At 70.1% G+C, this 23,316-nt stretch carries 25 protein-coding genes and 1 pseudogene; 18 read left to right on the forward strand and 8 right to left on the reverse strand.

Annotated elements, in window-relative coordinates:
• Window positions 1-61 precede the first annotated feature (61 nt).
• Both crp and AC5Y5E_RS29995 read right to left on the reverse strand, forming a co-directional pair.
• A complete protein-coding gene (crp, locus tag AC5Y5E_RS29990; protein ID WP_036465140.1) occupies window positions 62-736 on the reverse strand; it encodes a cAMP-activated global transcriptional regulator CRP in 675 nt (224 codons plus the stop codon).
• Between the two features lie 96 nt (window positions 737-832).
• Window positions 833-1,228, reverse strand: a complete 396-nt coding sequence (locus AC5Y5E_RS29995; protein ID WP_499907605.1) for a hypothetical protein — start codon at window positions 1,226-1,228, stop codon at window positions 833-835.
• Between the two features lie 161 nt (window positions 1,229-1,389).
• Here AC5Y5E_RS29995 and nth point away from each other — a divergent pair, with 161 nt between their 5' ends.
• Genes nth through marP form a run of 4 tightly spaced genes read left to right on the forward strand, consistent with a single transcriptional unit; the run spans window position 1,390 to window position 4,758 of the window.
• A complete protein-coding gene (gene nth, locus AC5Y5E_RS30000; RefSeq protein ID WP_499907607.1) occupies window positions 1,390-2,070 on the forward strand; it encodes an endonuclease III in 681 nt (226 codons plus the stop codon).
• Between the two features lie 17 nt (window positions 2,071-2,087).
• Window positions 2,088-2,726, forward strand: a complete 639-nt coding sequence (locus AC5Y5E_RS30005) for a TlpA family protein disulfide reductase (RefSeq protein WP_499907609.1) — start codon at window positions 2,088-2,090, stop codon at window positions 2,724-2,726.
• A gap of 29 nt (window positions 2,727-2,755) precedes the next feature.
• A complete protein-coding gene (locus AC5Y5E_RS30010) occupies window positions 2,756-3,553 on the forward strand; it encodes an NUDIX hydrolase (protein ID WP_499907611.1) in 798 nt (265 codons plus the stop codon).
• Between the two features lie 11 nt (window positions 3,554-3,564).
• Window positions 3,565-4,758 carry an acid resistance serine protease MarP gene (marP, locus tag AC5Y5E_RS30015; RefSeq protein WP_499907613.1) on the forward strand — a complete coding sequence of 398 codons (1,194 nt, stop codon included), beginning with the start codon at window positions 3,565-3,567 and terminating at the stop codon, window positions 4,756-4,758.
• On the opposite strand, the gene AC5Y5E_RS30020 is transcribed toward marP, so the two are convergent.
• Both AC5Y5E_RS30020 and AC5Y5E_RS30025 read right to left on the reverse strand, forming a co-directional pair.
• Window positions 4,751-5,728: an alpha/beta fold hydrolase gene (locus AC5Y5E_RS30020; RefSeq protein WP_499907615.1), complete on the reverse strand. Its 978-nt coding sequence runs from the start codon at window positions 5,726-5,728 to the stop codon at window positions 4,751-4,753. The genes marP and AC5Y5E_RS30020 overlap by 8 nt on opposite strands.
• Complete coding sequence (locus AC5Y5E_RS30025) at window positions 5,729-6,259, reverse strand: phage holin family protein (protein WP_499907617.1); 531 nt, start codon at window positions 6,257-6,259, stop codon at window positions 5,729-5,731.
• Window positions 6,260-6,443: 184 nt separating this feature from the next.
• Here AC5Y5E_RS30025 and AC5Y5E_RS30030 point away from each other — a divergent pair, with 184 nt between their 5' ends.
• Window positions 6,444-7,139, forward strand: coding sequence for a S1 family peptidase (locus AC5Y5E_RS30030; protein ID WP_499907619.1), 696 nt, complete (start codon window positions 6,444-6,446; stop codon window positions 7,137-7,139).
• A 10-nt stretch (window positions 7,140-7,149) separates the two neighbouring features.
• Here the strand turns inward: AC5Y5E_RS30030 and acs are convergent, their stop codons facing one another.
• Window positions 7,150-9,099: an acetate--CoA ligase gene (acs, locus tag AC5Y5E_RS30035; RefSeq protein WP_499907621.1), complete on the reverse strand. Its 1,950-nt coding sequence runs from the start codon at window positions 9,097-9,099 to the stop codon at window positions 7,150-7,152.
• A gap of 186 nt (window positions 9,100-9,285) precedes the next feature.
• Between acs and AC5Y5E_RS30040 the strand changes: the two genes are divergently transcribed.
• Entirely contained in the window at window positions 9,286-9,750 is a 465-nt protein-coding gene (locus AC5Y5E_RS30040; RefSeq protein WP_499907647.1) for a DUF4232 domain-containing protein, read from the forward strand.
• Window positions 9,751-9,756: 6 nt separating this feature from the next.
• Here the strand turns inward: AC5Y5E_RS30040 and AC5Y5E_RS30045 are convergent, their stop codons facing one another.
• The gene (locus AC5Y5E_RS30045; RefSeq protein WP_499907623.1) at window positions 9,757-10,446 is read right to left on the reverse strand and encodes an LppU/SCO3897 family protein; all 690 of its coding nucleotides are present in this window, start codon (window positions 10,444-10,446) and stop codon (window positions 9,757-9,759) included.
• Window positions 10,447-10,542: 96 nt separating this feature from the next.
• On the opposite strand from AC5Y5E_RS30045, the gene AC5Y5E_RS30050 reads away from it, so the two are divergent.
• Genes AC5Y5E_RS30050 through AC5Y5E_RS30070 form a run of 5 tightly spaced genes read left to right on the forward strand, consistent with a single transcriptional unit; the run spans window position 10,543 to window position 16,346 of the window.
• Window positions 10,543-12,159 carry a peptide ABC transporter substrate-binding protein gene (locus AC5Y5E_RS30050; RefSeq protein WP_499907625.1) on the forward strand — a complete coding sequence of 539 codons (1,617 nt, stop codon included), beginning with the start codon at window positions 10,543-10,545 and terminating at the stop codon, window positions 12,157-12,159.
• Window position 12,160: 1 nt separating this feature from the next.
• On the forward strand, window positions 12,161-13,087 hold the full coding sequence (locus AC5Y5E_RS30055) for an ABC transporter permease (protein ID WP_499907627.1): 927 nt from the start codon (window positions 12,161-12,163) through the stop codon (window positions 13,085-13,087).
• Window positions 13,080-13,943: an ABC transporter permease gene (locus AC5Y5E_RS30060; RefSeq protein ID WP_499907629.1), complete on the forward strand. Its 864-nt coding sequence runs from the start codon at window positions 13,080-13,082 to the stop codon at window positions 13,941-13,943. Before AC5Y5E_RS30055 ends, AC5Y5E_RS30060 begins: the two co-directional genes overlap by 8 nt.
• Window positions 13,940-15,553 carry a dipeptide ABC transporter ATP-binding protein gene (locus AC5Y5E_RS30065; protein WP_499907631.1) on the forward strand — a complete coding sequence of 538 codons (1,614 nt, stop codon included), beginning with the start codon at window positions 13,940-13,942 and terminating at the stop codon, window positions 15,551-15,553. Before AC5Y5E_RS30060 ends, AC5Y5E_RS30065 begins: the two co-directional genes overlap by 4 nt.
• 34 nt (window positions 15,554-15,587) lie before the next feature.
• Complete coding sequence (locus AC5Y5E_RS30070; protein WP_499907633.1) at window positions 15,588-16,346, forward strand: oxidoreductase; 759 nt, start codon at window positions 15,588-15,590, stop codon at window positions 16,344-16,346.
• A 430-nt stretch (window positions 16,347-16,776) separates the two neighbouring features.
• Here AC5Y5E_RS30070 and AC5Y5E_RS30075 read toward each other — a convergent pair whose 3' ends face one another.
• The gene (locus AC5Y5E_RS30075) at window positions 16,777-17,634 is read right to left on the reverse strand and encodes an HAD-IB family hydrolase (protein WP_499907635.1); all 858 of its coding nucleotides are present in this window, start codon (window positions 17,632-17,634) and stop codon (window positions 16,777-16,779) included.
• Between the two features lie 491 nt (window positions 17,635-18,125).
• On the opposite strand from AC5Y5E_RS30075, the gene ssd reads away from it, so the two are divergent.
• The 7 genes from ssd (at window position 18,126) to AC5Y5E_RS30110 (ending at window position 22,574) form a co-directional block, all read left to right on the forward strand.
• Window positions 18,126-19,166, forward strand: a complete 1,041-nt coding sequence (gene ssd, locus AC5Y5E_RS30080) for a septum site-determining protein Ssd (RefSeq protein WP_499907649.1) — start codon at window positions 18,126-18,128, stop codon at window positions 19,164-19,166.
• Window positions 19,163-20,326, forward strand: a complete 1,164-nt coding sequence (locus AC5Y5E_RS30085) for a TadA family conjugal transfer-associated ATPase (protein ID WP_499907637.1) — start codon at window positions 19,163-19,165, stop codon at window positions 20,324-20,326. The genes ssd and AC5Y5E_RS30085 overlap by 4 nt, the downstream gene beginning before the upstream one ends.
• Window positions 20,323-21,117 (forward strand): type II secretion system F family protein, encoded by a 795-nt coding sequence (locus tag AC5Y5E_RS30090; RefSeq protein WP_499907639.1) that lies wholly within the window; start codon window positions 20,323-20,325, stop codon window positions 21,115-21,117. The genes AC5Y5E_RS30085 and AC5Y5E_RS30090 overlap by 4 nt, the downstream gene beginning before the upstream one ends.
• Window positions 21,114-21,707: a type II secretion system F family protein gene (locus AC5Y5E_RS30095; protein WP_499907641.1), complete on the forward strand. Its 594-nt coding sequence runs from the start codon at window positions 21,114-21,116 to the stop codon at window positions 21,705-21,707. Before AC5Y5E_RS30090 ends, AC5Y5E_RS30095 begins: the two co-directional genes overlap by 4 nt.
• A gap of 18 nt (window positions 21,708-21,725) precedes the next feature.
• On the forward strand, window positions 21,726-21,926 hold the full coding sequence (locus AC5Y5E_RS30100) for a DUF4244 domain-containing protein (protein ID WP_499907643.1): 201 nt from the start codon (window positions 21,726-21,728) through the stop codon (window positions 21,924-21,926).
• Between the two features lie 74 nt (window positions 21,927-22,000).
• Window positions 22,001-22,252, forward strand: a complete 252-nt coding sequence (locus tag AC5Y5E_RS30105; protein ID WP_499907651.1) for a TadE family type IV pilus minor pilin — start codon at window positions 22,001-22,003, stop codon at window positions 22,250-22,252.
• A 31-nt stretch (window positions 22,253-22,283) separates the two neighbouring features.
• On the forward strand, window positions 22,284-22,574 hold the full coding sequence (locus AC5Y5E_RS30110; RefSeq protein ID WP_499907645.1) for an Rv3654c family TadE-like protein: 291 nt from the start codon (window positions 22,284-22,286) through the stop codon (window positions 22,572-22,574).
• On the opposite strand, the pseudogene AC5Y5E_RS30115 reads toward AC5Y5E_RS30110, so the two are convergent.
• Window positions 22,571-23,316 (reverse strand): annotated as a pseudogene (locus tag AC5Y5E_RS30115) (PE family protein); the annotation flags it as partial. The gene AC5Y5E_RS30110 and the pseudogene AC5Y5E_RS30115 overlap by 4 nt on opposite strands.

A 23,316-nucleotide genomic window follows, 5' to 3' on the forward strand; every position in this document is an offset into this window, starting at 1 on the left:
CGGCAACAGTGCGATTCTGCGTCTGGTGGCCGGGCAGGGCCCGGCGAACACGGCTAGCGGACTAGCGGGCGCGGCGGGCGAGCCTCTCGGAGTCCGAGATCAGCACGCTCTTGCCCTCCAGGCGGATCCAGCCGCGGTGGGCGAAATCGGCCAGGGCCTTGTTGACGGTTTCCCGCGAAGCGCCCACCAGTTGGGCGATCTCCTCTTGCGTGAGGTCGTGGGTGACCCGCATCGCGCCGCCCTCCTGGGTGCCGAAACGCTGGGCCAGCTGCAGCAGCTGTTTGGCCACCCGGCCGGGCACGTCGGTGAAGATCAGGTCGGCGAGGTTGTTGTTGGTCCGCCGCAGCCGTCGGGCTAGTACCCGCAGCAATTGTTCGGCGATTTCCGGGCGGTCGGCGATCCACGCCCGCAGCGCGTCGCGGTCCATCGACACCGCTCGAACTTCGGTGATGGTGGTCGCGCTGGAAGTCCGCGGCCCCGGGTCGAAGATCGACAATTCGCCGAACATGTCCGACGGGCCCATGATCGTCAGCAGATTCTCACGGCCGTCCGGCGACCGCCGGCCGATTTTGACCTTCCCCGAAACGATGATGTACAGCCGGTCGCCCGGTTCCCCCTCGGCGAAAACCGTGTGCCCGCGCGGGAAGTCGACGGGTTGCAATTGCTTGGTCAGCGCGGTGACCGCGCCGGGCTCAACCCCTTGGAAGATTCCTGCTCTTGCCAGGATCTCGTCCACCGTTGCCTCTTCAGCTTCCAATTGTGATACGGGCAGGCCAACCCTGCTCGTGTGACGTAAGTCTAGAGGTAGGCCAATTGTGTCCAACGTGCCACGCTACACACGATTGACGTGTCTAGTCCCCCCAAATTGCGGATTGACATGCGAATGGGCCCCCATCCGCGTCGGCAGACCGGCCTCGTCGCGATCGCCGAGGGCGGTGGCAAACACCGGCTTGGCGTGCCGGGGTCCGATCGCCGGGCGCACCGGTGGTGCATTTACCGGCCGCAGGGCCTGGCGCCGATGCAGGTATTCCAGCGCCTCGGGCATGCCTTCGCGGGCCAGCGTATGCACGTCGACGGCCTCCGCATACTCGAGGAATTCGTCGACATCGGTGACCGAGACGTTGTCGTGGGCGAGCTCGGATTCCAGCCGCCCCAGACCGAACGTCACGAGCATCAAGAGCCCGGGAACGCACGCCACCAGCAACCATGACACAAGGAGAGTAAACATGGCTTAGGTCTCAGCCAGATCACGAAATCAGTACTCTGTCGTAGGTGACAGCGGCAAAGGCATCCGGGCGCTCGAAGTCAACGCCCTCCGCTTCAGACGGTGTCGTCGACGATCGCTGGTCGAAAGAAACGCGAGTTGGGTTGGTGCGACGGGCGCGGCGGATGAATCGCACACTGGCGCAAGCGTTTCCGGACGCCCACTGCGAGCTGGACTTCACGACGCCGCTGGAGCTGACGGTGGCCACCATCCTCTCGGCGCAGAGCACCGACAAGCGGGTCAACCTGACCACGCCGGCGTTGTTCAAGCGATACCGCTCCGCGCTGGATTATGCGCAGGCCGACCGCGCCGAGCTGGAAAACCTCATCCGTCCCACCGGTTTCTTCCGGAACAAGGCGTCGTCGCTGATCGGGCTGGGGCAGGCCCTCGTCGAACGGTTCGACGGGGAGGTCCCGTCGACCATGGCCGAACTGGTCACCCTGCCGGGCGTGGGCCGCAAGACCGCCAACGTCATCCTGGGCAACGCCTTCGACATCCCGGGAATCACCGTCGACACCCATTTCTCACGGTTGGTGCACAGGTGGCGGTGGACCATTGAAAAGGATCCGGTCAAGATCGAACACGCGGTCGGCGAGCTGATCGAACGCCGGGAGTGGACCATGCTGAGCCACCGCGTCATCTTCCATGGGCGCCGGGTGTGCCACGCCCGCAAACCGGCGTGCGGCGCCTGCATCCTCGCCAAGGACTGCCCGTCCTTCGGGCTGGGTCCCACCGAACCGCTGCTCGCCGCGCCCCTCGTCCAGGGCCCGGAAACCGAGCACCTGCTGGCCCTGGCGGGGCTGTAATACCGGGGCGCGCGACGTTGACCCGGACAACCCGGTGGACCATCGCGATCCTGGCAGTGGTGGCGGCGCTGGGCGCGGCGCTGGTGGCCCAGTTGCGCGACGACTCCACACCGACCGCGACGACGCAGGCGCCCGCTCCCCGGGAGCACCGCGACGCCGACACACCAGCCGCGCTCGCGGGTCCCCGCGAGCGCGCCAACCTGCCGCCGTGCCCGGCTTCCGGCGCGGGTCCCGGCCCGGAGGCGCTGCGCGGCGTGACGGTGGAATGCGCCGCCGATGGTTCGGCCGTCGACGTCGCGCGCGCGCTGGCCGGGCACCGGGTGGTCCTCAATCTCTGGGCGTATTGGTGCGCGCCGTGCGCGGCCGAACTTCCCGCGATGGCCGAGTATCAGCGTCGGGTCGGGTCGGACGTGATGGTGGTGACCGTCCACCAGGACGAGAACGAGACGGCCGCGTTACTGCGGTTGGCGGAGTTGGGGGTTCGGCTGCCCACCCTGCAGGACGGCCGTCGTCGGGTCGCGGCCGCGCTGCGTGTGGTAAATGTGATGCCTGCGACGGTCGTCCTCCGGCCGGACGGTAGCGTTGCGCAGATGCTGCCGCGACCTTTCGCCAGTGCCGACGAGATCGCAGCTGCGGTCGGAAACGACGCGGGATAGGCAGATTGACTGGACCGAGGGAGGCGCCCGTGGGTTCTGGGGGCCTTCCCCGCTCGCGGGGGACCATTCCGCTGATACCCGACTTGTCGCCGCCCTGGTTGCGCCCACTGGTGAACAACGTGGGCCAGATCCCCGAGGCGTACCGCCATCGGCTGCCGGCCGGCGTACTGGCGATGGTGACCGCATCCAAGGCCGCGGCGTCGATGGCGTCGTTGCTCGGGGACGACCGCGAGGCCGCCGTTCTGGTGTTGTTCTCCGGTCCCGAATCCGGCCCGGCCGACGGTGGTGTGCCCGACGACGCCGATCTGTTGCTGACCGTGCGGGCCTCGACATTGCGCCACCACGCCGGCCAGGCGGCCTTTCCCGGCGGCGCCTCGGATCCCGCCGATGACGGTCCGGTGGCCACCGCGCTGCGCGAGGCGCAGGAGGAAACCGGGATCGACGTCAGTCGGCTGCATCCACTGGCCACGATGGAACGGACGTTCATCGCGCCGTCCCGGTTCCACGTCGTGCCCGTGTTGGCGTACTCGCCGGACCCGGGGCCGGTGGCCGTCGTCGACGAGACCGAAACCGCGATCGTGTCGCGGGTTCCGGTGCGCGCCTTCATCAATCCGGACAACCGGCTGATGGTGTACCGAGGCAACCTCGGCCGCCGCTGGGCCGGGCCGGCGTTTCTGTTGAACCAGATGCTGGTGTGGGGCTTCACCGGCCAGGTGATTTCCGCGGTGCTCGACGTGGCCGGCTGGGCCCGGCCCTGGGACACCACCAACATCCTCGAGCTGGACGAGGCGATGGTGCTGGTCGGCGACGAGGGCGGCGCCCGATGAACATGAACTCGATGACCCCGTCGCAGTGGCTGGACATCGCCGTGCTGGCGGTCGCTTTCATCGCGGCCATCTCCGGCTGGCGCTCGGGGGCGCTGGGCTCCCTGCTGTCGTTCGTCGGCGTGTTGCTCGGGGCCATCGCGGGCGTGTTGCTGGCGCCCCACATCGTCAGCCACATCGCCGCGCCCCGCGCCAAACTGTTCACCGCGCTGTTCCTGATCCTCGCGCTGGTGGTCGTCGGCGAGGTCGCCGGCGTGGTGCTGGGGCGGGCCGTCCGCGGCGCGATCCACAGCCGCGCAATCCGAACCATCGACTCGGTCATCGGCGTGGGCGTCCAGCTGGTGGTGGTGCTGACCGCGGCGTGGCTGCTGGCCACCCCGCTGACCCAGTCCAAGGATCAACCCGAACTGGCCGCCGCGGTCCGGGGTTCGCGGGTGCTCGCGCAGGTCAACGAGGTCGCGCCGCCCTGGCTCAAGACGGTGCCCAAGCGTCTCTCGGCGCTGTTGAACACCTCCGGCTTGCCCGCGGTGCTCGAGCCGTTCAGCCGCACCCCGGTGATTCCGGTGGCGTCGCCGGACCCCGCCCTGGCCACCAACCCGGTGGTGACGACCGCCGCGCCGAGCGTGGTAAAGGTGCGCAGCCTCGCGCCGAGCTGCCAAAAGGTGTTGGAGGGCAGCGGATTCGTGATCGCGCCCGACCGGGTGATGACCAACGCGCACGTGGTGGCCGGGTCCAACAGCGTCCAGATCTACGCCAGCGGCAACCCCCTCGATGCCACCGTGGTGTCCTACGACCCGTCGGTCGACATCGCGATCCTCGCCGTCCCGAACCTGCCGGCGGCGCCGTTGGCCTTCGCCCAGGGCGAGGCCAAGAGCGGCGAAAGCGTTGTGGTGCTGGGCTATCCGGGCGGCGGCAACTTCACCGCGACCCCGGCCAGGATCCGCGAGGCGATCAGACTCAGCGGTCCCGACATCTACCGGGATCCGGCGCCGGTCACCCGCGACGTGTACACCATCAGAGCCAGTGTGGAGCAAGGCAATTCCGGCGGTCCGCTGATCGATCTCAACGGTCACGTGCTCGGCGTCGTGTTCGGGGCCGCGGTCGACGACCCCGACACCGGCTTCGTGCTGACCGCCGACGAGGTGTCCAGTCAGCTCTCCAAGATCGGCGACACCCAGCAGGTCGCCACCGGGTCCTGCGTCAGCTGACGGGGTTCCCGTACACCTGCTCGAAGAACCGCATCAGGTGCCGGTTGATTTCCTCCGGCGCCTCTTCGTGACTGAAATGGCCTGCGCCGGTGATGGATACGTAGCGCCCGTGGGCCGCGTAACGCCGGGTGCGGTCCACCGGGTCGGCGAGCACGTACGGATCGGCGTCACCGCGCAGGTGTAGTAGCGGCATGCCGAGCTGCTGTGACATCGATTTCATGAACCGCCGGCCTTCGCCGCGCAGCTGGCTGCGCACCGCCCAGCGCTGGTATTCCAGCGCGGAGTGCGCGGCCGCCGGGATCCGAATGGCCGTCCGCATGTGCCGGATCGCCTGTGAAAAATCCTCGGAGGCAACCCATTTGGGACAGCTTCGGCTCCGGACCAGGCGCTCGATCTCCGCGGCGTCGTGTCGGGTCAGCAGCCGCTCCGGCCAGATGGGCAACTGGTAGGCCAGCAACGTCGGCAGCAGCGCGTAACCCTGATCGCGCCGCGTCAACGTGGACCGCCGCAGCGCCGCCGGGTGCGGCGAGCTGATCAGCGCGATCGCGCGCACCAGTCGCGAATGCAGCAACGCGGTGGCCCAGCAGGCCAGCCCGCCGTCGGCGTGGCCGACCAGCGTCGCCGACGAGTGCCCCAGCGCGCGAATCAGCCCGGCGGTGTCACCGGCGAGCGTCCAGCCGTCGTAGCCGCGGGGCGGCTTGTCGCTGCCGCCGTAGCCGCGCAGGTCGACCGCCACCACGCGCGCGCCGGTCAGCCCGCGCAGCTGATGGCGCCAGGACCACCAGAAAGACCCGAAACCGTGCAGCAGCATCACCAGCGGCCGCGCGGTGGCCGGCTGCGCGGGCGGAACGCCGTCACCCTGCCCGTCGGGCAGGGCTTCGACGACGTGGAATCGGATGCCGTTGGCGTGCACGTCCAGGTGGCGCCACGGCCCGTCGATGCGGGTGACCGACGGATCTGGTGCCGGCATCTACCAACCCGAGGGATCCGCGGGTTTTTCGTGCCTGCCGCCGCCCGACTCGGTGAGTTCCTTCGCGCCGGTGGCGGCCTTGTCGTGGCCGGGGGTCAGCGCGGTGCGCGTCTCCTTGACCGATTCGATGGTCTGCCGCGGGCCGCGGATGCGCCGGACCTTCAGGAAGCCCAGCAATCCCAGGACCGCGCCGACGACCACCATGATCCCGAACACGATCAGGAACGCCGCCCAGCGCCACAACCAGTCGTCGAGCAGCTCGGCGAGGAAGAAAAAGAAGAAGAACGTGGAGTAGAACAGCACCACCAGCGCGGCGATGAAGTAAACGCTGCCGGTCAGGCCCTTCTTGACGTCCCGGGTGATCTCCGAACGGGCGAGTTCGACCTCGGCGCGGACCAGGGTGGACATCTGGGTTGTGGCGTCTTTGATCAGGTCACCGATCGACGGCTCGGCCGGTTTGGCGTGCGGGTCGGCCAACGGAATCGTGGTCAGCGTGCTGGGCACACCGTTGTTGCGATCGTCTTTGCTCACGGACCGTCCTCTCGGTTCTCTCGTCGCGGTTCATGTTGCCATGCGGTGCGGTGCCAGACGAGGCCAGCTGAAGCGCCGCGGCAGGGGGCCCGACTGCGCCATCGTCGCTGGCGAATCCGCCACCCTGGCCGACTAGACTGACCAGGCCGCTCAGGATGTCCGACCGCTCGATGGGGGTATTGCATTGCAGACGGCCTACCGTTGCTACCGGGCGGCGATGGTGGCCGTGCTTGTCGCCCTGATGAGCGTCCCCGCCGAGGCGGGCGCCGACGACCGGATCCCGATGGGCGGCGGGGCCGGCATCGTCATCAACGGGGACACGATGTGCACCCTGACGACGATCGGCACCGACGCCGCCGGCGAGCTGATCGGCTTCACCTCGGCGCACTGCGGGGGTCCCGGCGCGCAGGTCGCGGCGGAAGCCGCACAGGATCGGGGCCCGGTGGGCGTGATGGTCGCGGGCAACGACATTTTGGACTACGCGGTGATCAAGTTCGATCCCGCGAAGGTGGCCCCGGTGGCCAACTACAACGGCTTCGTGATCAGCGGCATCGGCCCGGACCCGACGTTCGGGCAGGTCGCGTGCAAGCAGGGTCGCACGACCGGCAATTCCTGCGGGGTCACCTGGGGGCCGGGCCAGGACCCGGGCACCATCGTGATGCAGGTGTGCGGCCAACCCGGAGACTCCGGGGCGCCGGTGACCGTCAACAACCTGCTGGTCGGCATGATTCACGGGGCGTTCAGCGACAACCTGCCGTCGTGCATCATCAAATACATCCCGCTGCACACCCCGGCGGTGGTGATGTCGATCAACGCCGACCTCGCCGACATCAACGCCAAGCACCGCGCCGGCGCGGGGTTCGTGCCGCTGCCGGGCTGAGTGGGCCTACCTACTTCGCGCTCCGGATCGCGTCGAACACACCGGGATCCAGCAGCGTCGAGGTGTCACCCAACTCGCGGTTTTCGGCGACGTCGCGCAGCAGCCGGCGCATGATCTTGCCGCTGCGCGTCTTGGGCAGCTCGGGCACCACGTGGATCTCCCGCGGCTTGGCGATGGGGGAGATCTCCTTGGCCACCTCGGCGCGCAGCTCGTCGACGATTCCGTCATGCACTTCGTACTCGGCGCACAAGACGACGAACGCGCAGACTGCCTGGCCCGTGGTCTCGTCGGCCTTCGCGACCACCGCGGCCTCGGCCACCCCGTGGTGGCCGACGAGCGCCGACTCCAGTTCGGCGCTCGAGAGCCGGTGCCCCGACACGTTCATCACGTCGTCGATGCGGCCCACCACCCAGATGGCGCCGTCACGGTCGTAATAGGCGCTGTCGCCGGCGAAATACCAGCCCTGCTCGGCGAACCGGGACCAATAGGTCTCGACGTAGCGCTCCGGATCGCCCCAGATGCCGCGCAGCATCGAGGGCCACGGCTGGTCCAGGATCAGGTAGCCGCTGACGTGCTCGCCGTGATGGATGGTGGGTGTCAGGTGATCGCCGTGGTCATCGACGATGCTCGCGGAGATGCCCGGCAACGCCCTCATCGCCGAACCCGGTTTGGCCGCGGTGACTCCGGGCAGCGGGGAGATCATCGCGGCGCCCGTTTCGGTCTGCCACCAGGTGTCCACGATCGGGAGGCTGTCGGCGCCGATCACGGTGCGGTACCAGCGCCACGCCTCGGGGTTGATCGGCTCGCCAACCGTGCCGAGCAGTCGCAGGCTGGACAGGTCGTGCGCGTCGGGAATCTCGCGGCCCCACTTCATGAAGGTGCGGATGAGCGTGGGGGCGGTGTAATAGATTGTCACGCCATGCTTTTCGATGATCTCGAAATGCCGGTGCTGGGTCGGCGAGTCGGGCGTGCCCTCGTAGAGGACCTCGGTGACCCCGTTGGACAGCGGGCCGTAGACGCCGTAGCTGTGCCCGGTCACCCAGCCGATGTCGGCGGTGCACCAATAGACATCGGTTTCGGGCTTGATGTCGAAGACGTAGTGGTGCGTGTAGGAGCACTGGGTCAGGTAGCCGCCGCTGGTGTGCACGATGCCCTTGGGCTTGCCGGTGGTTCCCGAGGTGTACAGCAGGAACAGCGGCTGCTCGGCGTCGAACGGCTGCGGGGTGTGTTCGGGTGACGCCGAGTCGACCGCGTCGTGCCACCACAGGTCGCGCTCGTCGTTCCACGACACGTCAATTCCGGTGCGCCGTACCACCAGAACGCGCTCGACGGGGCTCTCGGGGTCCGAGACGGCCTCGTCGGCCGCCTCCTTGAGCGGGGCCGGCTTGCCGCGGCGGAACTGCCCGTCGCTGGTGATCACCAGCTTGGCCTGCGCGTCGGCGATCCGGGCCCGCAACGCCTTCGCGGTGAACCCGGCGAACACGACGCTGTGCATGACGCCCAGCCGGGCACAGGCGAGCATCGCGATGACGGCCTCGGGAATCAAGGGCAAGTAGATGGCGACGCGGTCGCCGGCGACCAGACCGAGGTCGGTCAGCGCGTTGGCCGCCTTGCACACCTCGGCCTGCAGGTCGGCGTAGGTCAGGCTGCGGCTGTCGCCGGGTTCGCCCTCCCAGTGGATCGCGACGCGATCCCCGAGGCCGGCCTCCACATGGCGGTCCACGCAGTTGTAGGCGACGTTGAGCTTCCCGTCGGCGAACCATTTGGCGAAGGGCGCCTCGGACCAGTCCAAGACCTGCGTGAACGGCGTCGACCAGGACAGCCGCTCGGCCTGCTTGGCCCAAAACGCCAGCCGGTCCCGCTCGGCCTCGCGGTACAGCTCCTCACCCGCGTTGGCCTGCTCGGCGAACTGCGCCGACGGCGGATACGACGTCGGGCCCTCGGTGTGGGTGGCGGTCACTGGTTTCCTCCTAGCGTCGAGGCGCGTCAACCGTCAGTGAGCCTAGACCTTCCAGGTGAAAAGCCGCTGCCCGATCCGGGGTCAAACACGGCCGTATGCCGGATAATCACCGATGTGCCGGGACCGCAGGCGCGCCGACTCGCGCTCAGCTTCGCCGCGGCCGCAACGGCTTACGCGGCCACGGGGATGCTGATGCCAGCTGCGTGGGCCGAGCCGTCCGACGCCATCGACCAGCCGACGCCGTGCTGGTCGGAACAGGTCGCCGTCAGCGCCTCCCCGACGCAGGCCGCGGTCGGCCATCGCGGCGTGACACTGCTGTTCGCGCTGGCCGGCGGGGCGGACCCGTGCACGCTCACCGGCTACCCCGGTGTCGACTCGGGCAGCGGCGGGCCGCTCATCCACGCCCAGCAGACGCCGCGGGGGTATCTGGGCGGGCTGCCCGCCGGCGTCGACGTCCCGCCGACCGTCATGCTGTCCCTGTCGACTCAGGGCCAGGCGGTCGTGGAGGGCATGGCCGTCGACGCCGACGGCAGCCCGTGCCCCGGCTACACGGACCTGGCCGTCAGCCCGCCGGCCATCATGCAGGTGTTCACCGTGCCGGCCACCATCGACGCGTGCCGGCTGGAGGTCCATCCCGTCACCGCGGGCTGATCGCGCTTAGGCGTCGGCGCGTGCCAGGCAGTACACGCGCGGTGGGGCCGGGTAGGCGATGGCCTTGTCACCGGGCGCGCATCGGGTGGTGTCCGTGCTGCCGTCGATGCGCTGGACGACCCGGTCCAGTGACGGCTGGGGCTCGCTGCAGTCGTCCGGGCGCAGCGTCAGGTTTTGGGATCCGTTGGTCAGTTGGTAGCAGTGGCCCTGCTGGAGGTTGAGCGCGAAGCACAGGATGGCGGAGTCGTCGGTGTAGCGGCTGTAGACGGAGTTATCGCGTTTGCCGTCCGGGCATGGCGCCGAGGGGGCACCCTTGAACGCCAGTTGGTAGGTATTGGCCGGGTTGGCGCAATCGTTGGCCGGGCGCGAACTGAAAGACCGTGCGAGAAAAGCGTTTTGGTCGATGCACTGGCCCACCGGCATGGACTTGTCGGTGTCGAACAGGCTCCGCTTGTTCAGTCGCACGAGATTTCCCGCGATGCCCAGCGCGCCCAGGGTGAGCAGTGCGGCGCCGACGACGACCAGCGTGGTGGCCCACCTGGTGGGTCGGGGCTGCGGCGAACCCGGTGGGCCCGTGGTGACCGCCCGCGCGTTGCGCAGGCGCAATCCGATGATCAGACAGGCCACCCCGATAATCGGAACGCCGAAGATCGCCGCCAGATATCCGACCTGAACGCCGACTTCGTGCGAGGTCACAGCGCCATCCTAGCGGCGACGCGTTGCGGCACTTCCCGATCGCCGACCAGGCGCGCCCGTTCGGTCGGCGGCGTCGCAGGCCTTATGGTCGCTGGCATGCGTCGGATGCTTGCCGCGCTGGCCGTCCTGGCCGCCGGAATGCTGGCGGCCGGGACGCTGGCCGGCTGCGGGGGCGGCATGCTCAGCCCCGATCTGGTGGTGGTCAACAGCGGGGAGCCGCCGAACCCGTTGATTCCGACCGGCACCAACGACAGCCTGGGCGGGCGGATCCTCGATCGATTGTTCGCCGGCCTGGTCTCCTACGACGCGGCCGGCAAGCCTTCGCCCGAGGTGGCGCAATCGATCGAGACCACCGACAACGTCAACTACCGGATCCTGCTCAAACCGGACTGGAAGTTCGCCGACGGCTCGCCGGTGACGGCCCACTCGTTCGTCGACGCGTGGAACTACGGGGCGCTGAGCACCAATGCCCAACTGCAGCAGGACTTTTTCAGCCCGATCGACGGGTTCGACGAGGTTTCCGGTGGTGAACCAAAGCGCACCAGCATGTCCGGGCTGCGGGTGATCAACGATCTCGAATTCACCGTGCGGCTCAGGGCGCCCACCGTCGACTTCACGCTGCGGCTGGGCCACAGCGCGTTCTATCCGTTGCCGGACAGGGCATTTCGGGATATGGCGGCGTTCGGCCGCAACCCGGTCGGAGATGGCCCGTACCAGCTTTCCGACGGGCCCGACGGGCCGGCCTGGGAACACAACGTGAAGATCGACCTGAGGCCTAACCCGGGCTACCACGGCAACCGCAAGCCGCACAACAAGGGCCTGAGGTTCGAGTTCTACGGCAACCTGGACACCGCCTACGCAGACCTGCTGTCCGGCAATCTCGATGTCCTGGACACGATTCCGTCGAGCGCGCTCACGATCTACAAGCGTGACCTGGGCGGTAACTTCGCCAGCGGTCCCGTCGCGGTGAGCCAGTCGCTCGACACGCCGCTGCGGCTGCCGCATTTCGGCGGTGAGGAGGGCCGGCTGCGCCGGTTGGCGTTGTCGGCGGCCATCAACCGTCCGCAGATCTGTCAGCAGATCTTCAACGGAACCCGCAGCCCGGCACGCGATTTCACCGCCCGGTCCCTGCCGGGGTTTGACCCGAACATCCCGGGCAACGACGCGTTGGACTTCAATCCCGACCGGGCCCGGCAGCTCTGGGCGCAGGCCAATGCGATCTCGCCGTGGAGCGGCCGCTACCTGATCGCCTACAACGCCGACAGCGGCCATCAGGAATGGGTGGACGCGGTCGCCAACAGCATCAAGAACGTGCTGGGCATCGACGCGGCCGGCGCGCCGCACCCCACCTTCGCGGGATACCGCACCCTGATCACCAACCGCCAGATCGACACCGCGTTCCGTGCGGGCTGGATCGGGGACTATCCGTCGATGATCGAGTTCCTTGCCCCGCTGTACGCAACCGGTGCGGGATCCAACGACGTCGGATACTCCAGCCGGGAGTTCGATGCCTCGCTGGCCGCCGCCGAGGCCGCGCCCGGCCTGCAGGAGGCGGACGTGCTGGCCAATGCCGCACAGCGAATCCTGCTGCACGACATGCCTGCCGTGCCGCTCTGGTATTACATCGCCGTGGTGGGCTGGTCGTCGGCGGTTCGGGGTGTCACGGTGACATGGAACGGGCTGCCCGACTACGAGAACATCGTCAAGGCCTGAAATGGGTTGGTACATAGCGCGCCGAATCGCCGTCATGGTGCCGGTTTTCCTCGGCGCCACGCTGCTGATCTACGGCATGGTCTTCCTGCTGCCGGGTGACCCGGTGGCCGCGATCGCCGGGGATCGTCCGCTGACTCCCGCGGTGGCCGCCGCTCTGCGCGCCCGCTACCACCTCGACGATCCCTTCCTGGTCCAGTACCTGCGCTACCTCGGCGGCATCTTTCGCGGCGACCTGGGGCGAGCCTATTCCGGTTTGCCGGTCAGTTCAGTTCTGGCACACGCCTTTCCGGTGACCATCCGGCTGGCGCTGATCGCCCTGGCGGTGGAGGCGGTGCTGGGGATCGGGTTCGGTGTGATCGCAGGCTTGCGCCAGGGGGGCATCTTCGACGCCACGGTGCTCATCACCGGGCTGATCATCATCGCCATCCCAATTTTCGTGCTGGGCTTTCTGGCGCAGTTCGTGTTCGGCGTGTGGTTGGGGATCGCGCCGGTAACCGTTGGCGAGCGGGCGACATTCGGGCGGCTGCTATTGCCGGGGATCGTGCTGGGCGCCGTGTCATTCGCCTACGTGGTGCGGTTGACCCGTTCCTCGGTGGCCGCAAACGCCCACGCGGACTACGTCCGCACCGCCACCGCCAAGGGGTTGTCGCGGCCCCGGGTGGTGACGGTGCACATCTTGCGAAACTCGCTGATCCCGGTGGTGACTTTCCTGGGCGCGGATCTGGGCGCGTTGATGGGCGGGGCCATCGTGACCGAGGGCATCTTCAACATCCACGGCGTCGGCGGTGTGCTGTATCAGGCGGTCACCCGGCAGGAGGCGCCGACGGTGGTGTCGATCGTGACGGTGCTGGTGGGAATCTATCTGGTCACCAATCTGCTGGTGGACCTGCTCTACGCGGCCCTGGACCCCCGGATCCGCTATGGCTGAGCACTCGGGTTTCTGGGGTGAGACCTGGCGCAAGCTGCGCCGGCGGCCAAAGTTCTTCGCCGCCGGTGCGCTGATCCTGTTCGTCGTTGTCGTGGCGGCGTTTCCGGCATTGTTCACCGGCGTCGATCCCAGCTATGCCGATCCCGCCCAGAGCCTGCTCGGGCCGTCGTCGGCCCACTGGTTCGGCACCGATCTGCAGGGCCACGACATCTACGCGCGCACCGTCTACGGGGCGCGGGCCTCGATCTCCGTTGGGCTGGGCGCGACGCTGGTGGTGTTCGTCGTCGGGGGGGCGGTGGGCGCGCTGGCCGGCTTCTACGGCGGCTGGGTCGACGCGGTGGTCTCCCGGGTCACCGACGTGTTCTTCGGATTGCCGCTGCTGTTGGCCGCCATCGTGCTGATGCAGGTCCTGCACCACCGCACGGTGTGGACGGTGATCGCCATCCTGGCCCTGTTCGGTTGGCCGCAGGTGGCCAGGATCGCCCGCGGTGCGGTGCTCGAGGTTCGCGCCAGTGATTACGTGCTGGCCGCGAAAGCCTTGGGGTTGAGCAGGTTTCAGATCTTGTTGCGCCATGCGGTGCCCAACGCCCTGGGCCCGGTGATCGCGGTGGGCACCATCGCCCTGGGCATCTTCATCGTCACCGAGGCGACGCTGTCCTACCTCGGGGTCGGGCTGCCGACGACCGTGGTGTCGTGGGGCGGCGACATCAACCTGGCGCAGAGCCGGCTGCGCTCCGGCTCCCCGATTCTGTTCTATCCGGCCGGCGCGCTGGCGATCACGGTGCTCGCGTTCATGATGATGGGCGACGCGCTGCGCGACGCCCTGGATCCGGCGTCGCGGGCGTACCGCGCATGAGCACCCACGGCGCGCCGCTGCTGTCGGTGGAGGGCCTGGAGGTCAGGTTCGGCGCGAACGCCCCGGCGGTGTGCGGCGTGGACCTGGCCGTGCTGCGCGGGCAGACCGTCGCGGTGGTCGGCGAGTCGGGATCCGGGAAATCCACCACGGCCGCCGCGGTCCTCGGGCTGCTGCCGCCCGGCGGCCGAATCTCGGCCGGCCGCATCGTGTTCGACGGCCGCGACATCACCGGCGCCGACCGCCGGCTGCTGCGGTCGATCAGGGGCCGCGAAATCGGCTACGTGCCCCAGGACCCGATGACCAACCTCAACCCGGTCTGGAAGGTAGGGTTCCAGATCTCAGAAGCGTTGCGGGCGAACACAGATACCCGCGACGCGCGGCGCCGCGCCGTCGACCTGCTGGCCGAGGCGGGCATGCCGGATCCGGCCAAACAGGCCGGCCGATATCCCCACCAGCTGTCCGGCGGCATGTGCCAGCGCGCGCTGATCGCCATCGGGCTGGCCGGACGCCCCAAGCTGCTGATCGCGGACGAGCCGACGTCGGCGCTGGACGTCACCGTGCAGCGGCAGGTGCTCGACCATCTGCAGGGGCTCACCGACCAACTCGGCACCGCGCTGCTGCTGATCACCCACGACCTGGCGCTCGCCGCCGAACGGGCCGAGACGGTGATCGTCGTCCATCGTGGTGAGGTGGTGGAATCCGGTGCCGCGCAAGCGATCCTGTCCGAGCCGCGCCACGAGTACACCCGACGGCTGGTGGCTGCCGCCCCGTCACTGGGACCCGGCCCGTCCCGGGCCCGCACGCCCGCCGCGAGGGAGCCTGCCGAGGACATCCTCGTCGTGTCGGAGTTGACCAAGGTCTACCGGGACTCGCACGGGGCGCCCTGGCGGCGCGCGGAGTTTCGCGCCGTCGACGGGGTGTCGTTTCGGTTGCGGCCCGCGAGCACCCTGGCGATCGCCGGCGAGTCGGGTTCGGGGAAGTCGACGCTGGCGCGGATGGTGTTGGGTCTGCTGCGACCCACGTCGGGCACGGTGGTCTTCGACGGCACCCGGATCGACGACGGGTTGGGCCGGGACGAGGCGCTGGCGTTTCGCCGGCGCGTGCAGCCGGTGTTCCAAAACCCTTACAGCAGCCTCGATCCCATGTATTCGGTGTTTCGCGCCATCGAGGAGCCGCTGCGCATTCATCGCGTCGGCGACCGCAAGCAGCGCGATCGGGCGGTGCGCGAGCTCGTCGACCACGTCGCGCTGCCGTCGTCGGTGTTGCGCCGCCTGCCCCGCGAACTGTCGGGCGGCCAACGGCAGCGGGTGGCGATCGCCCGGGCGCTGGCGCTGCGGCCCGAGGTGCTGGTCTGCGACGAGGCCGTGTCGGCGCTCGACGTGCTCGTGCAGGCGCAGATACTGGACCTGCTGGCCCAGCTGCAGGCCGAAATGGGCCTGACCTACCTGTTCATCAGCCACGACCTGGCGGTGATTAGGCAGATCGCCGATGACGTCCTGGTGATGCGGGCCGGCCGGGTGGTGGAGCAGGCGCCCACCGAGGAGCTGTTCACGCGGCCCGGCCATGAGTACACCCGCCGGTTGCTGGAGGCCATTCCCCGTCCGGCGTGAGCGCGTTCGGGCCGCCCCGATAGGTTGGCAAGCTGTGACGGCAGACCCCCTGGCCCCGCTGCTGGAGCTGCCCGGCGTCGCCGAGGCCAGCGACCGGGCCCGCGAGGCGCTCGGCCGCGCGCATCGCCATCCGGCCAATCTGCGGCGCTGGACGGTGACCGCCGCCGAAGCGGCGTTGCGGGCGGCGCGCGCGTCCTCGGTCCTCGACGGCGGTCCCGTGCGGCTGGACGATTTGGCGGACGCCGCGCAGGTGAGCGAGCCGGTGTTCGGCGGAGCGCTGCGGGTGGCCCAGGCGCTGGAGGGCGGGGGAGGGCCGCTGGTCGGGATATGGCAGCGGGCGCCGCTGCAGGCGCTGGCCCGTCTGCACGTGCTCGCGGCGGCCGACCAGGTCGACGACGATCGGCTCGGGCGCCCGCGGGCCGACGCCGACGTCGGGCCGCGGCTGGAGTTGCTGGCGGGGTTGGTGACCGGCCGCACGTCGGCCCCGGCGCCGGTGGTGGCCGCCGTCGCGCATGGAGAGTTGCTGACGCTCAAGCCGTTTGGCAGCGCCGACGGCGTGGTGGCCCGGGCGGTGTCGCGGCTGGTGACGATCGCCAGCGGGCTGGACCCGCACGGGTTGGGGGTACCCGAGGTGAGTTGGATGCGGCAGCCGGCGGATTACCGCGACGCCGCGCGCGGGTTCGCCGACGGCACCCCGGACGGTGTCGGCGCCTGGCTGGTGCTGTGTTGCCGGGCGCTGCAGGCCGGCGCGCAGGAGGCTTTGTCGATCGCCGAATCGCTGCAGAATCGGTAGCCGGCGGGCACCAAAATCGGCGTCCGGGAATTTGTTTCACAAATGTAAAGCGGGCGACGTCCCGTATTATTCGGTCCGCCGCCCGCTAGCACGGAGCTCGGTTACCAAGCGTGCATTTCTGGGCTGCGTGGGTTGGCCTCGGCGATCTTGCGATGTTTCCGGCTGCAACCCCACCCAAAGGGCCGTCGATGCTTTTCACTTCTCGCAATTACGCAGGCCCGCAACACTTCTGCCATTATCGCGGCTATGACTCCGCGTGGGTGCCGGGTTCCATGCTGGGCGCCCGGTTCGGGAGAACGATCCTTCTCTTCCGGATCGACCTTGGCCTCATCGGGCTTCCGTGGTTCCTTTGTACTACTAGACCTCCAGCACATCAAGGCCTAATTGCGAAGCAAAAATCTATTGCGCGAATTGCATGTTTGCTGCGCGGCTAAAAGGCGAAGCGGCGCAGCAAAGAGTAGGTGACCGCGCCGGCGGCGAGCGCCGTGACGCCCACCGCGGCGGTGGTCGCGATCGCGGCGCCCGACGGCGCCGGGATCCGGTCGCGCAACGACACCGGGCGGGAAAACATCAACACGGGCCAGCCGCGCTCGCTGGCTTCTTTGCGCAAGGCGCGGTCGGGATTGACCACGCTGGGGTGGCCGACGGTCTCGAGCATCGGCAGGTCGGTGATCGAGTCGGAGTAGGCGTAGCAGTGTTCCAGCGGGTAGCCCTCGCGGGCGGCCAGCTCGCGGATCGCTTGCACCTTGCCTTCGCCGTAGCAGTAGAACGCGATCTCACCGGTGTACTTGCCGTCGTCGACGACCATCCGGGTCGCCATCGCATGCGTGGCACCGAGCGCCCGGGCGATGGGCGCCACGATCTCTTCGCCGGACGCCGAGACTACGACGACGTCGCGGCCGCATAGTTTGTGGGCCGCGATGAGGTCTGCGGCTTCCGCGAACACCAGCGGAGTGACGATCTCGTGCAGCGTTTCGTTGACGATCGACTTGACCTGTTCGACGTCCCAACCGGCGACCATGTTCGTCATGTGGATGCGCATCCGGTCCATCTGGTCATGATCAGCGCCGGAGAGCAGGTAGATGAACTGGGCGTAGCTGGACTTGAGCACGGCGCGGCGGTTGAGCAGACCCTGGTTGAAGAAGGGTTTGCTGAAAGCGAGCGTGCTGGACTTGGCGATGATGGTTTTGTCCAGGTCGAAGAAGGCGGCAGTGCGCGCGCGAGGAGCTGTGGTTGCAGGTGTTTCCGGTGAGGTTTGCTGCCGCGCGGCCGAGTCGGAGACGGTCACCGATCCAGCATAGGTCGGCGATCCGGCGGCGCCCCGGCGTTAGGCCCAAAACGCCGCTCATGACGGGGCCAAGAACATACCGTCGGTATTTTTGCGGCTCAACGTACCTTTCGATCGAACAACTACTTGCGTTAGTCCCGACTGTCATGTGTATAGTAAGCATTACTCGGCCTGAGCCGAGGGTGCATCAGCCCGACCCCCCGGGGCTGATACACGACGACCCTCGCCTCCTCCCCCCCTGGCGGGGGTCGTCCCTTTTCTGGGGTAAGTTTTCCCGCCACCATCGGGCGTCGATCCACCGGTCGCCGGGCGTTGCGGGAAGGAGTCCCGAGTGCCGAGGCTGAGCTTCCGGGCGACGCGTTTGTACACACTGGCGTCTCTATCCACAAATCTGGCTTTGGGACTGGTGTGCCAAGGTCACGGCCCCGCAAGGTGGGTTGGTGACGAGCACCATCCGCCCGAAAGCGGCGGGTACTTCGGGCGTGCTGGCGGTGCTGGCGGATGCGGAGTTGCGCGACGAATTGGATCGGGTGGCCGCCGCGGTCGGGGTCCGGGTGGTTCACGCCGGCGGCTCCGCGGTGGGCCGCAAGGCATGGTCGGCGGCCGCGGCGGTGGTGCTGGACGAGGCGGCGGCGGATCGGTGCGGGCAAGCGGCGCTGCCGAGGCGCACCCACGTGAGCGTGCTGACGATCGCCGCACCCGCGACGTCGACCTGGGCGGCGGCCGTCGCGGTCGGCGCCGAACACGTTCTAAAACTGCCCGACAACGAACGTGAGTTGGTCGACGAGCTCGCCGAGGCCGGCGAAGCCGCGCGCGATGACGGCCCGCGCGGTGACGTCGTCGCCGTCATCGGGGGCTGCGGCGGGGCCGGCGCGTCGGTGCTCGCGGTCGCCGTGGCGCAAGCCGCCGGCGACGCCCTGCTGGTGGACCTCGACCCGTGGGGCGGCGGCATCGATTTGTTGGTGGGCGGCGAGAGCGCACCCGGTGTGCGCTGGCCTGATCTGGCGCTGCAGGGCGGGCGGCTCAACTGGCCGGCCGTGCGCGAGGCGCTGCTGCGGCATGGCGGAATCAGCGTGCTTTCCGGCACTCGCCGCGGATACGAGTTGGGCGGAGCGGCGGTGGACGCCGTTGTCGATGCCGGGCGCCGCGGTGGCGTCACCGTGGTCTGCGATCTTCCACGCCGCCTCACCGATGCGACGCACGCCGCGCTGGACGCCGCCGACCTCGTCGTCGTGGTCACCCGCTGCGACGTGCGGGCGTGCGCGGCGACCGCGGCCATCGGCCCGGCGCTCGCCGCGACCAATCCCAATCTCGGGTTGGTCGTGCGGGGCCCGTCGCCAGGGGGATTACGGGCGGCCGAGGTCGCCGATATCACCGGCCTGCCGCTGCTCGCGTCGATCAAAGCCGAGCCGCAACTGGTCCGGCAGCTGGAGCGCGGGGGCCTGCGGCTGGGCCGGCGCGGACCGCTCACCGCGGCCGCCCGCCGGGTGCTGGCCGTCCTGCCGGTGGGGCGGACGGGCCGGGCGGCATGAGCGGGTCGCTGATCGAGCGGGTGCGCGAACGGCTGGCCGCCGAGTCCGTCCCGCTGCGACCCAGCGTGGTGGCCGCCGCGATCCGGGCCGAGTCCGGCGGGATGCTCGGCGACACCGAGGTCCTCGCCAACCTGCGGGTGCTGGAAACCGAGCTGACCGGTGCCGGCATCCTCGAACCGCTGTTGTGCGCGGACGGCACCACCGACGTCCTGGTCACCGCTCCCGACGCGGTCTGGGTCGACGACGGAAACGGTCTGCGGCGCAGCGGTATTCGTTTCGCCGACGAGTCGGCGGTGCGGCGTCTGGCGCAACGTCTGGCGTTGGCCGCCGGTCGGCGCCTCGACGACGCGCAGCCCTGGGTGGACGGGCAGCTGACCGGCATCGGCGCCGGAGGGTTCGCGGTGCGGTTGCATGCCGTGCTGCCGCCCGTCGCGGCCGGCGGCACCTGCCTGTCGCTGCGCGTGTTGCGCCCCGCCACCCAGGATTTGGCCGCCCTGACCGCGGCCGGCGCGATCGATCCCCGGGCCGCCGCGCTGATCGGCGACATCATCGCCGCCCGGTTGGCGTTCCTGGTGAGCGGCGGCACCGGCGCGGGGAAGACGACCCTGCTTGCCGCGATGCTGGGCGCCGTGCCCGCCACCGAACGGATCGTGTGCGTCGAGGATGCCGCCGAGTTGGCGCCCCAGCATCCGCATTTGGTCAAGCTCGTCGCGCGCTGCCCCAACGTCGAAGGCGTCGGCGAGGTCCCGGTGCGTGAACTCGTCCGGCAGGCGTTGCGGATGCGGCCCGACCGCATCGTGGTCGGTGAGGTCAGGGGCGCCGAAGTGGTCGATTTGCTGGCGGCGTTGAACACCGGGCACGACGGCGGCGCGGGCACCGTGCACGCCAACAATCCGGGCGAGGTGCCCGCCCGGCTGGAGGCGCTGGGCGCCCTCGGCGGCCTGGGCCGGGCCGCGCTGCACAGTCAGCTCGCCGCGGCGGTGCAGGTGCTGCTCCACGTCGCGCGGGACCGGACCGGTCGCCGCCGGCTCGGCGAGATAGCCGTGCTGCGCCAGGTCGACGGGCAGGTGCGGGCGGTCACCGCGTGGCACGCGGATCGGGGCATGAGCGACGATGCGGGCGATCTGCATCGTCTGCTGCGCGGCCGGATGCCGGCATGAACGGCCTCGCGGTTGCCGCGCTGCTGTTATCGCTTGCGCTGCTGGTGTTTCCGTCGTCACCGCGGCGCAGGTTGCGCGCGCCGGTGCGGGTTCGCCGGCCCCTGGCCCCCCGGGGCGCGGTCGCTTGCGTCGCCTGCGGGCTCGTCACGGCCGCGGTCCTGCTGCCCTGGACGGCGGTCCTCGCCGCTGGGGTGGTGGGCGCGACCGCGAGCCTGCGTTTCCGTCGTCGCCGCCGGATCCGGCGGGCCGCGGACGAGGGCCGAGCCCTGGAAACCGCCCTCGATGGACTGGTCGGCGAGTTGCGGGTGGGCTCGCATCCGGTGCGCGCGTTCCGCGTCGCCGCCGAGGAAACCGTCGGGGCGGTTGGCATGTCGTTGCGGGCGGTTTCGGCGCGGGCCAGATTGGGCGCCGACGTCACGGCGGGCCTGCGCGCCGCGGCGGGATCGTCGGCGCTGCCCGCGCAGTGGGACCGGCTCGCGGTGTGCTGGCAGCTGGCCAGTGACCAGGGGCTGGCGATCGCCACCCTGATGCGCGCCGCGCAGCGCGATATCGGCGAGCGGCAACGCTTTTCGGCGCGAGTGGCTTCCGGCATGGCCGGGGCGCGCGCCACGACGACGATTCTGGCGGGTCTGCCGGTGCTGGGTGTGCTGCTGGGTCAACTGATCGGGGCGCGACCGCTGAGTTTTCTGCTGGGCGGGCACGCCGGGGGCTGGCTGCTCCTGGTCGGCTCGGTGTTGGCCTGCGGCGGGCTGCTGTGGTCGGACCGGATCACCGATCGGCTCGGCGCATGACTACCACCGCGGTGCTGCTGGCCGTGGCGCTGTGGATCGGCCCCGGCCCGTCGGTGGTCCGGGCGCGTGCCGGACTCCGGGCGGGCGCTTGTCGGCGGAAGGCGCCGCGGCCGCGGCACGGCGCGGACCCGCTGGCGGTCGCCTCCAGCCTCGACGTCCTGGCCGTGTGCCTGGAAGCGGGCATGGCGGTGTCGACGGCCGCCGCGGCGACCGCCCCGTCCGCACCGGCCAGGCTGGCCGCGGTGTTGCGCCGCGCCGCGGACCTGTTGGCGCTGGGCGCGGATCCCGCTGTGGCGTGGTCGGTTTCGCCGGATCCACGGGCGGGCCCGCTCGATGCGCACATCGACGCGCTGCTGCGGCTGGCGCGCCGTTCGGCGTCCTCGGGCGCGGCGCTGGCCCGCGGCGTCGCCGAGTTGGCCGACCAATCCCGTCACGAGGCCGCGCACGCGGCGACCGCGGCAGCCGAGCGGGCCGGGGTGCTGATCGCCGGGCCGCTCGGTCTGTGCTTTTTGCCGGCATTTGTGTGCCTGGGCATCGTCCCGGTGGTCGCAGGGCTGGCCGGCGACGTCCTGCAATCGGGACTGCTGTGAAAGGAAGGGAAAGCATTGATGATCAACAGGTTTCGCGCGCTGTTGGCGCGGCTGGCCGTGCTGGCTACCGACGAGTCGGGCATGTCCACGGTCGAGTACGCCATTGGCACGATTGCCGCGGCCGCTTTCGGCGCGATCCTCTACACCGTGGTCACCGGCGACTCGATCGTCTCGGCGCTGACCAACATCATCGGTCGCGCGCTCAACACCAAGGTCTAGCGGACTGTGCCGGCGCGAGCACCGTCGAGGCGGCGCTGGCGATCGCCACGCTGGTCGTCGTGCTGGCGCTGTGCATGGCGGGGGTCACCGCGGTGTCGATGCAGGTGCGCTGCGTCGACGCCGCCCGCGAGGCGGCCCGGCTGGCCGCGCGCGGGGACGAACGTTCGGCACTCGACACCGCGCGCCGGATCGCGCCCCTCGGGTCGCGGATCCAGGTGCGTCGCGACGGCGATTTCCTCGTCGCCACCGTCGTCGCGCACTCGAAAATGTTGCCTTCGCTGGACATTGGGGCCAAGGCGGTCTCGGCGGCCGAACCCGGCCGATGATCGGGGATCGGCGACGGTACTGGCCGCCGCGATGGTGGCGGTGCTGCTGTCGGTCACCGGGGCGGGCGCCTACCTCGGCTCGGTCGTGGTGGCACGCCATCGCGCGCAGGCCGCGGCGGACTTGGCCGCACTTGCGGCGGCCGCCCGGCTACCCCAAGGCGCTGCGGCGGCGTGCGCCCGCGCGACGGTCGTAGCCCGCGAGATGCGAGTAGACGACGCGCAGTGCGCGGTGGACGATCTCGACGTCGTGGTAACCGTCGATGTGCGTGTCGCTTTCGCCGGGGCGGCGCAGGCCGCTGCGCGGGCGGGACCGGTCGCCTAAGGCAACCCGTTCAACCCGTCGAGCCCGAGCAGCAGGCCGCCGATGCCGCCGGTTCCGCCGGCACCGGGGTTGAGGCTGATCCCGCCGTTGCCGCCGTTACCGCCGTTGCCGATCAACCCGGCGTTGCCGCCCGTGCCTCCCTGACCGCCGGTGCCGGTGGCCGACCCGCTGTCACCGCCGACGCCGCCGTCGCCGCCGTTGCCGATCAACCCGGAGTTGCCGCCCGCACCTCCGGCCCCGCCGGGGCTGCCGGACCTGTTGGTGCCGCCCGCCCCGCCGGCCCCGCCGTTGCCGTAGAGCATGCCCGCGTTGCCGCCTGCGCCGCCAGCCCCGGCCGTGCCGGACAAGCAGGTGCCGCCCGTACCGCCGGCCCCGCCGCTACCGCCGAGCATGCCGGCGTTTCCACCCGCGCCGCCGAGTCCGCCGTTGAATCCGCCGAACCCGCCGGCCCCGCCCGCACCGCCCGCGGCAAGGAGCCCGCCGGCCCCGCCAAACCCACCACGGCCGCCAATCCCGCCGACCACGTCGGCGCCGCCGCCTGTGCCGCCGGCGCCGCCCGCGCCGAACAGTCCACCGGCCCCGCCGGCACCGCCAAGCCCCCCGAACGCGCCGCCGACCGCGCCTGCCCCGCCGGCGCCGCCCGCCCCGCCTGCGGCGCCGAACCCCCCGGCGCCGCCGGACCCGCCGGTGCCCCCGCCGATCCCGCCCGACCCGCCGGCGCCACCGGCGCCGCCCGCGCCGA

The sequence above is a fragment of the Mycobacterium sp. NGS54 genome (assembly GCF_059812465.1).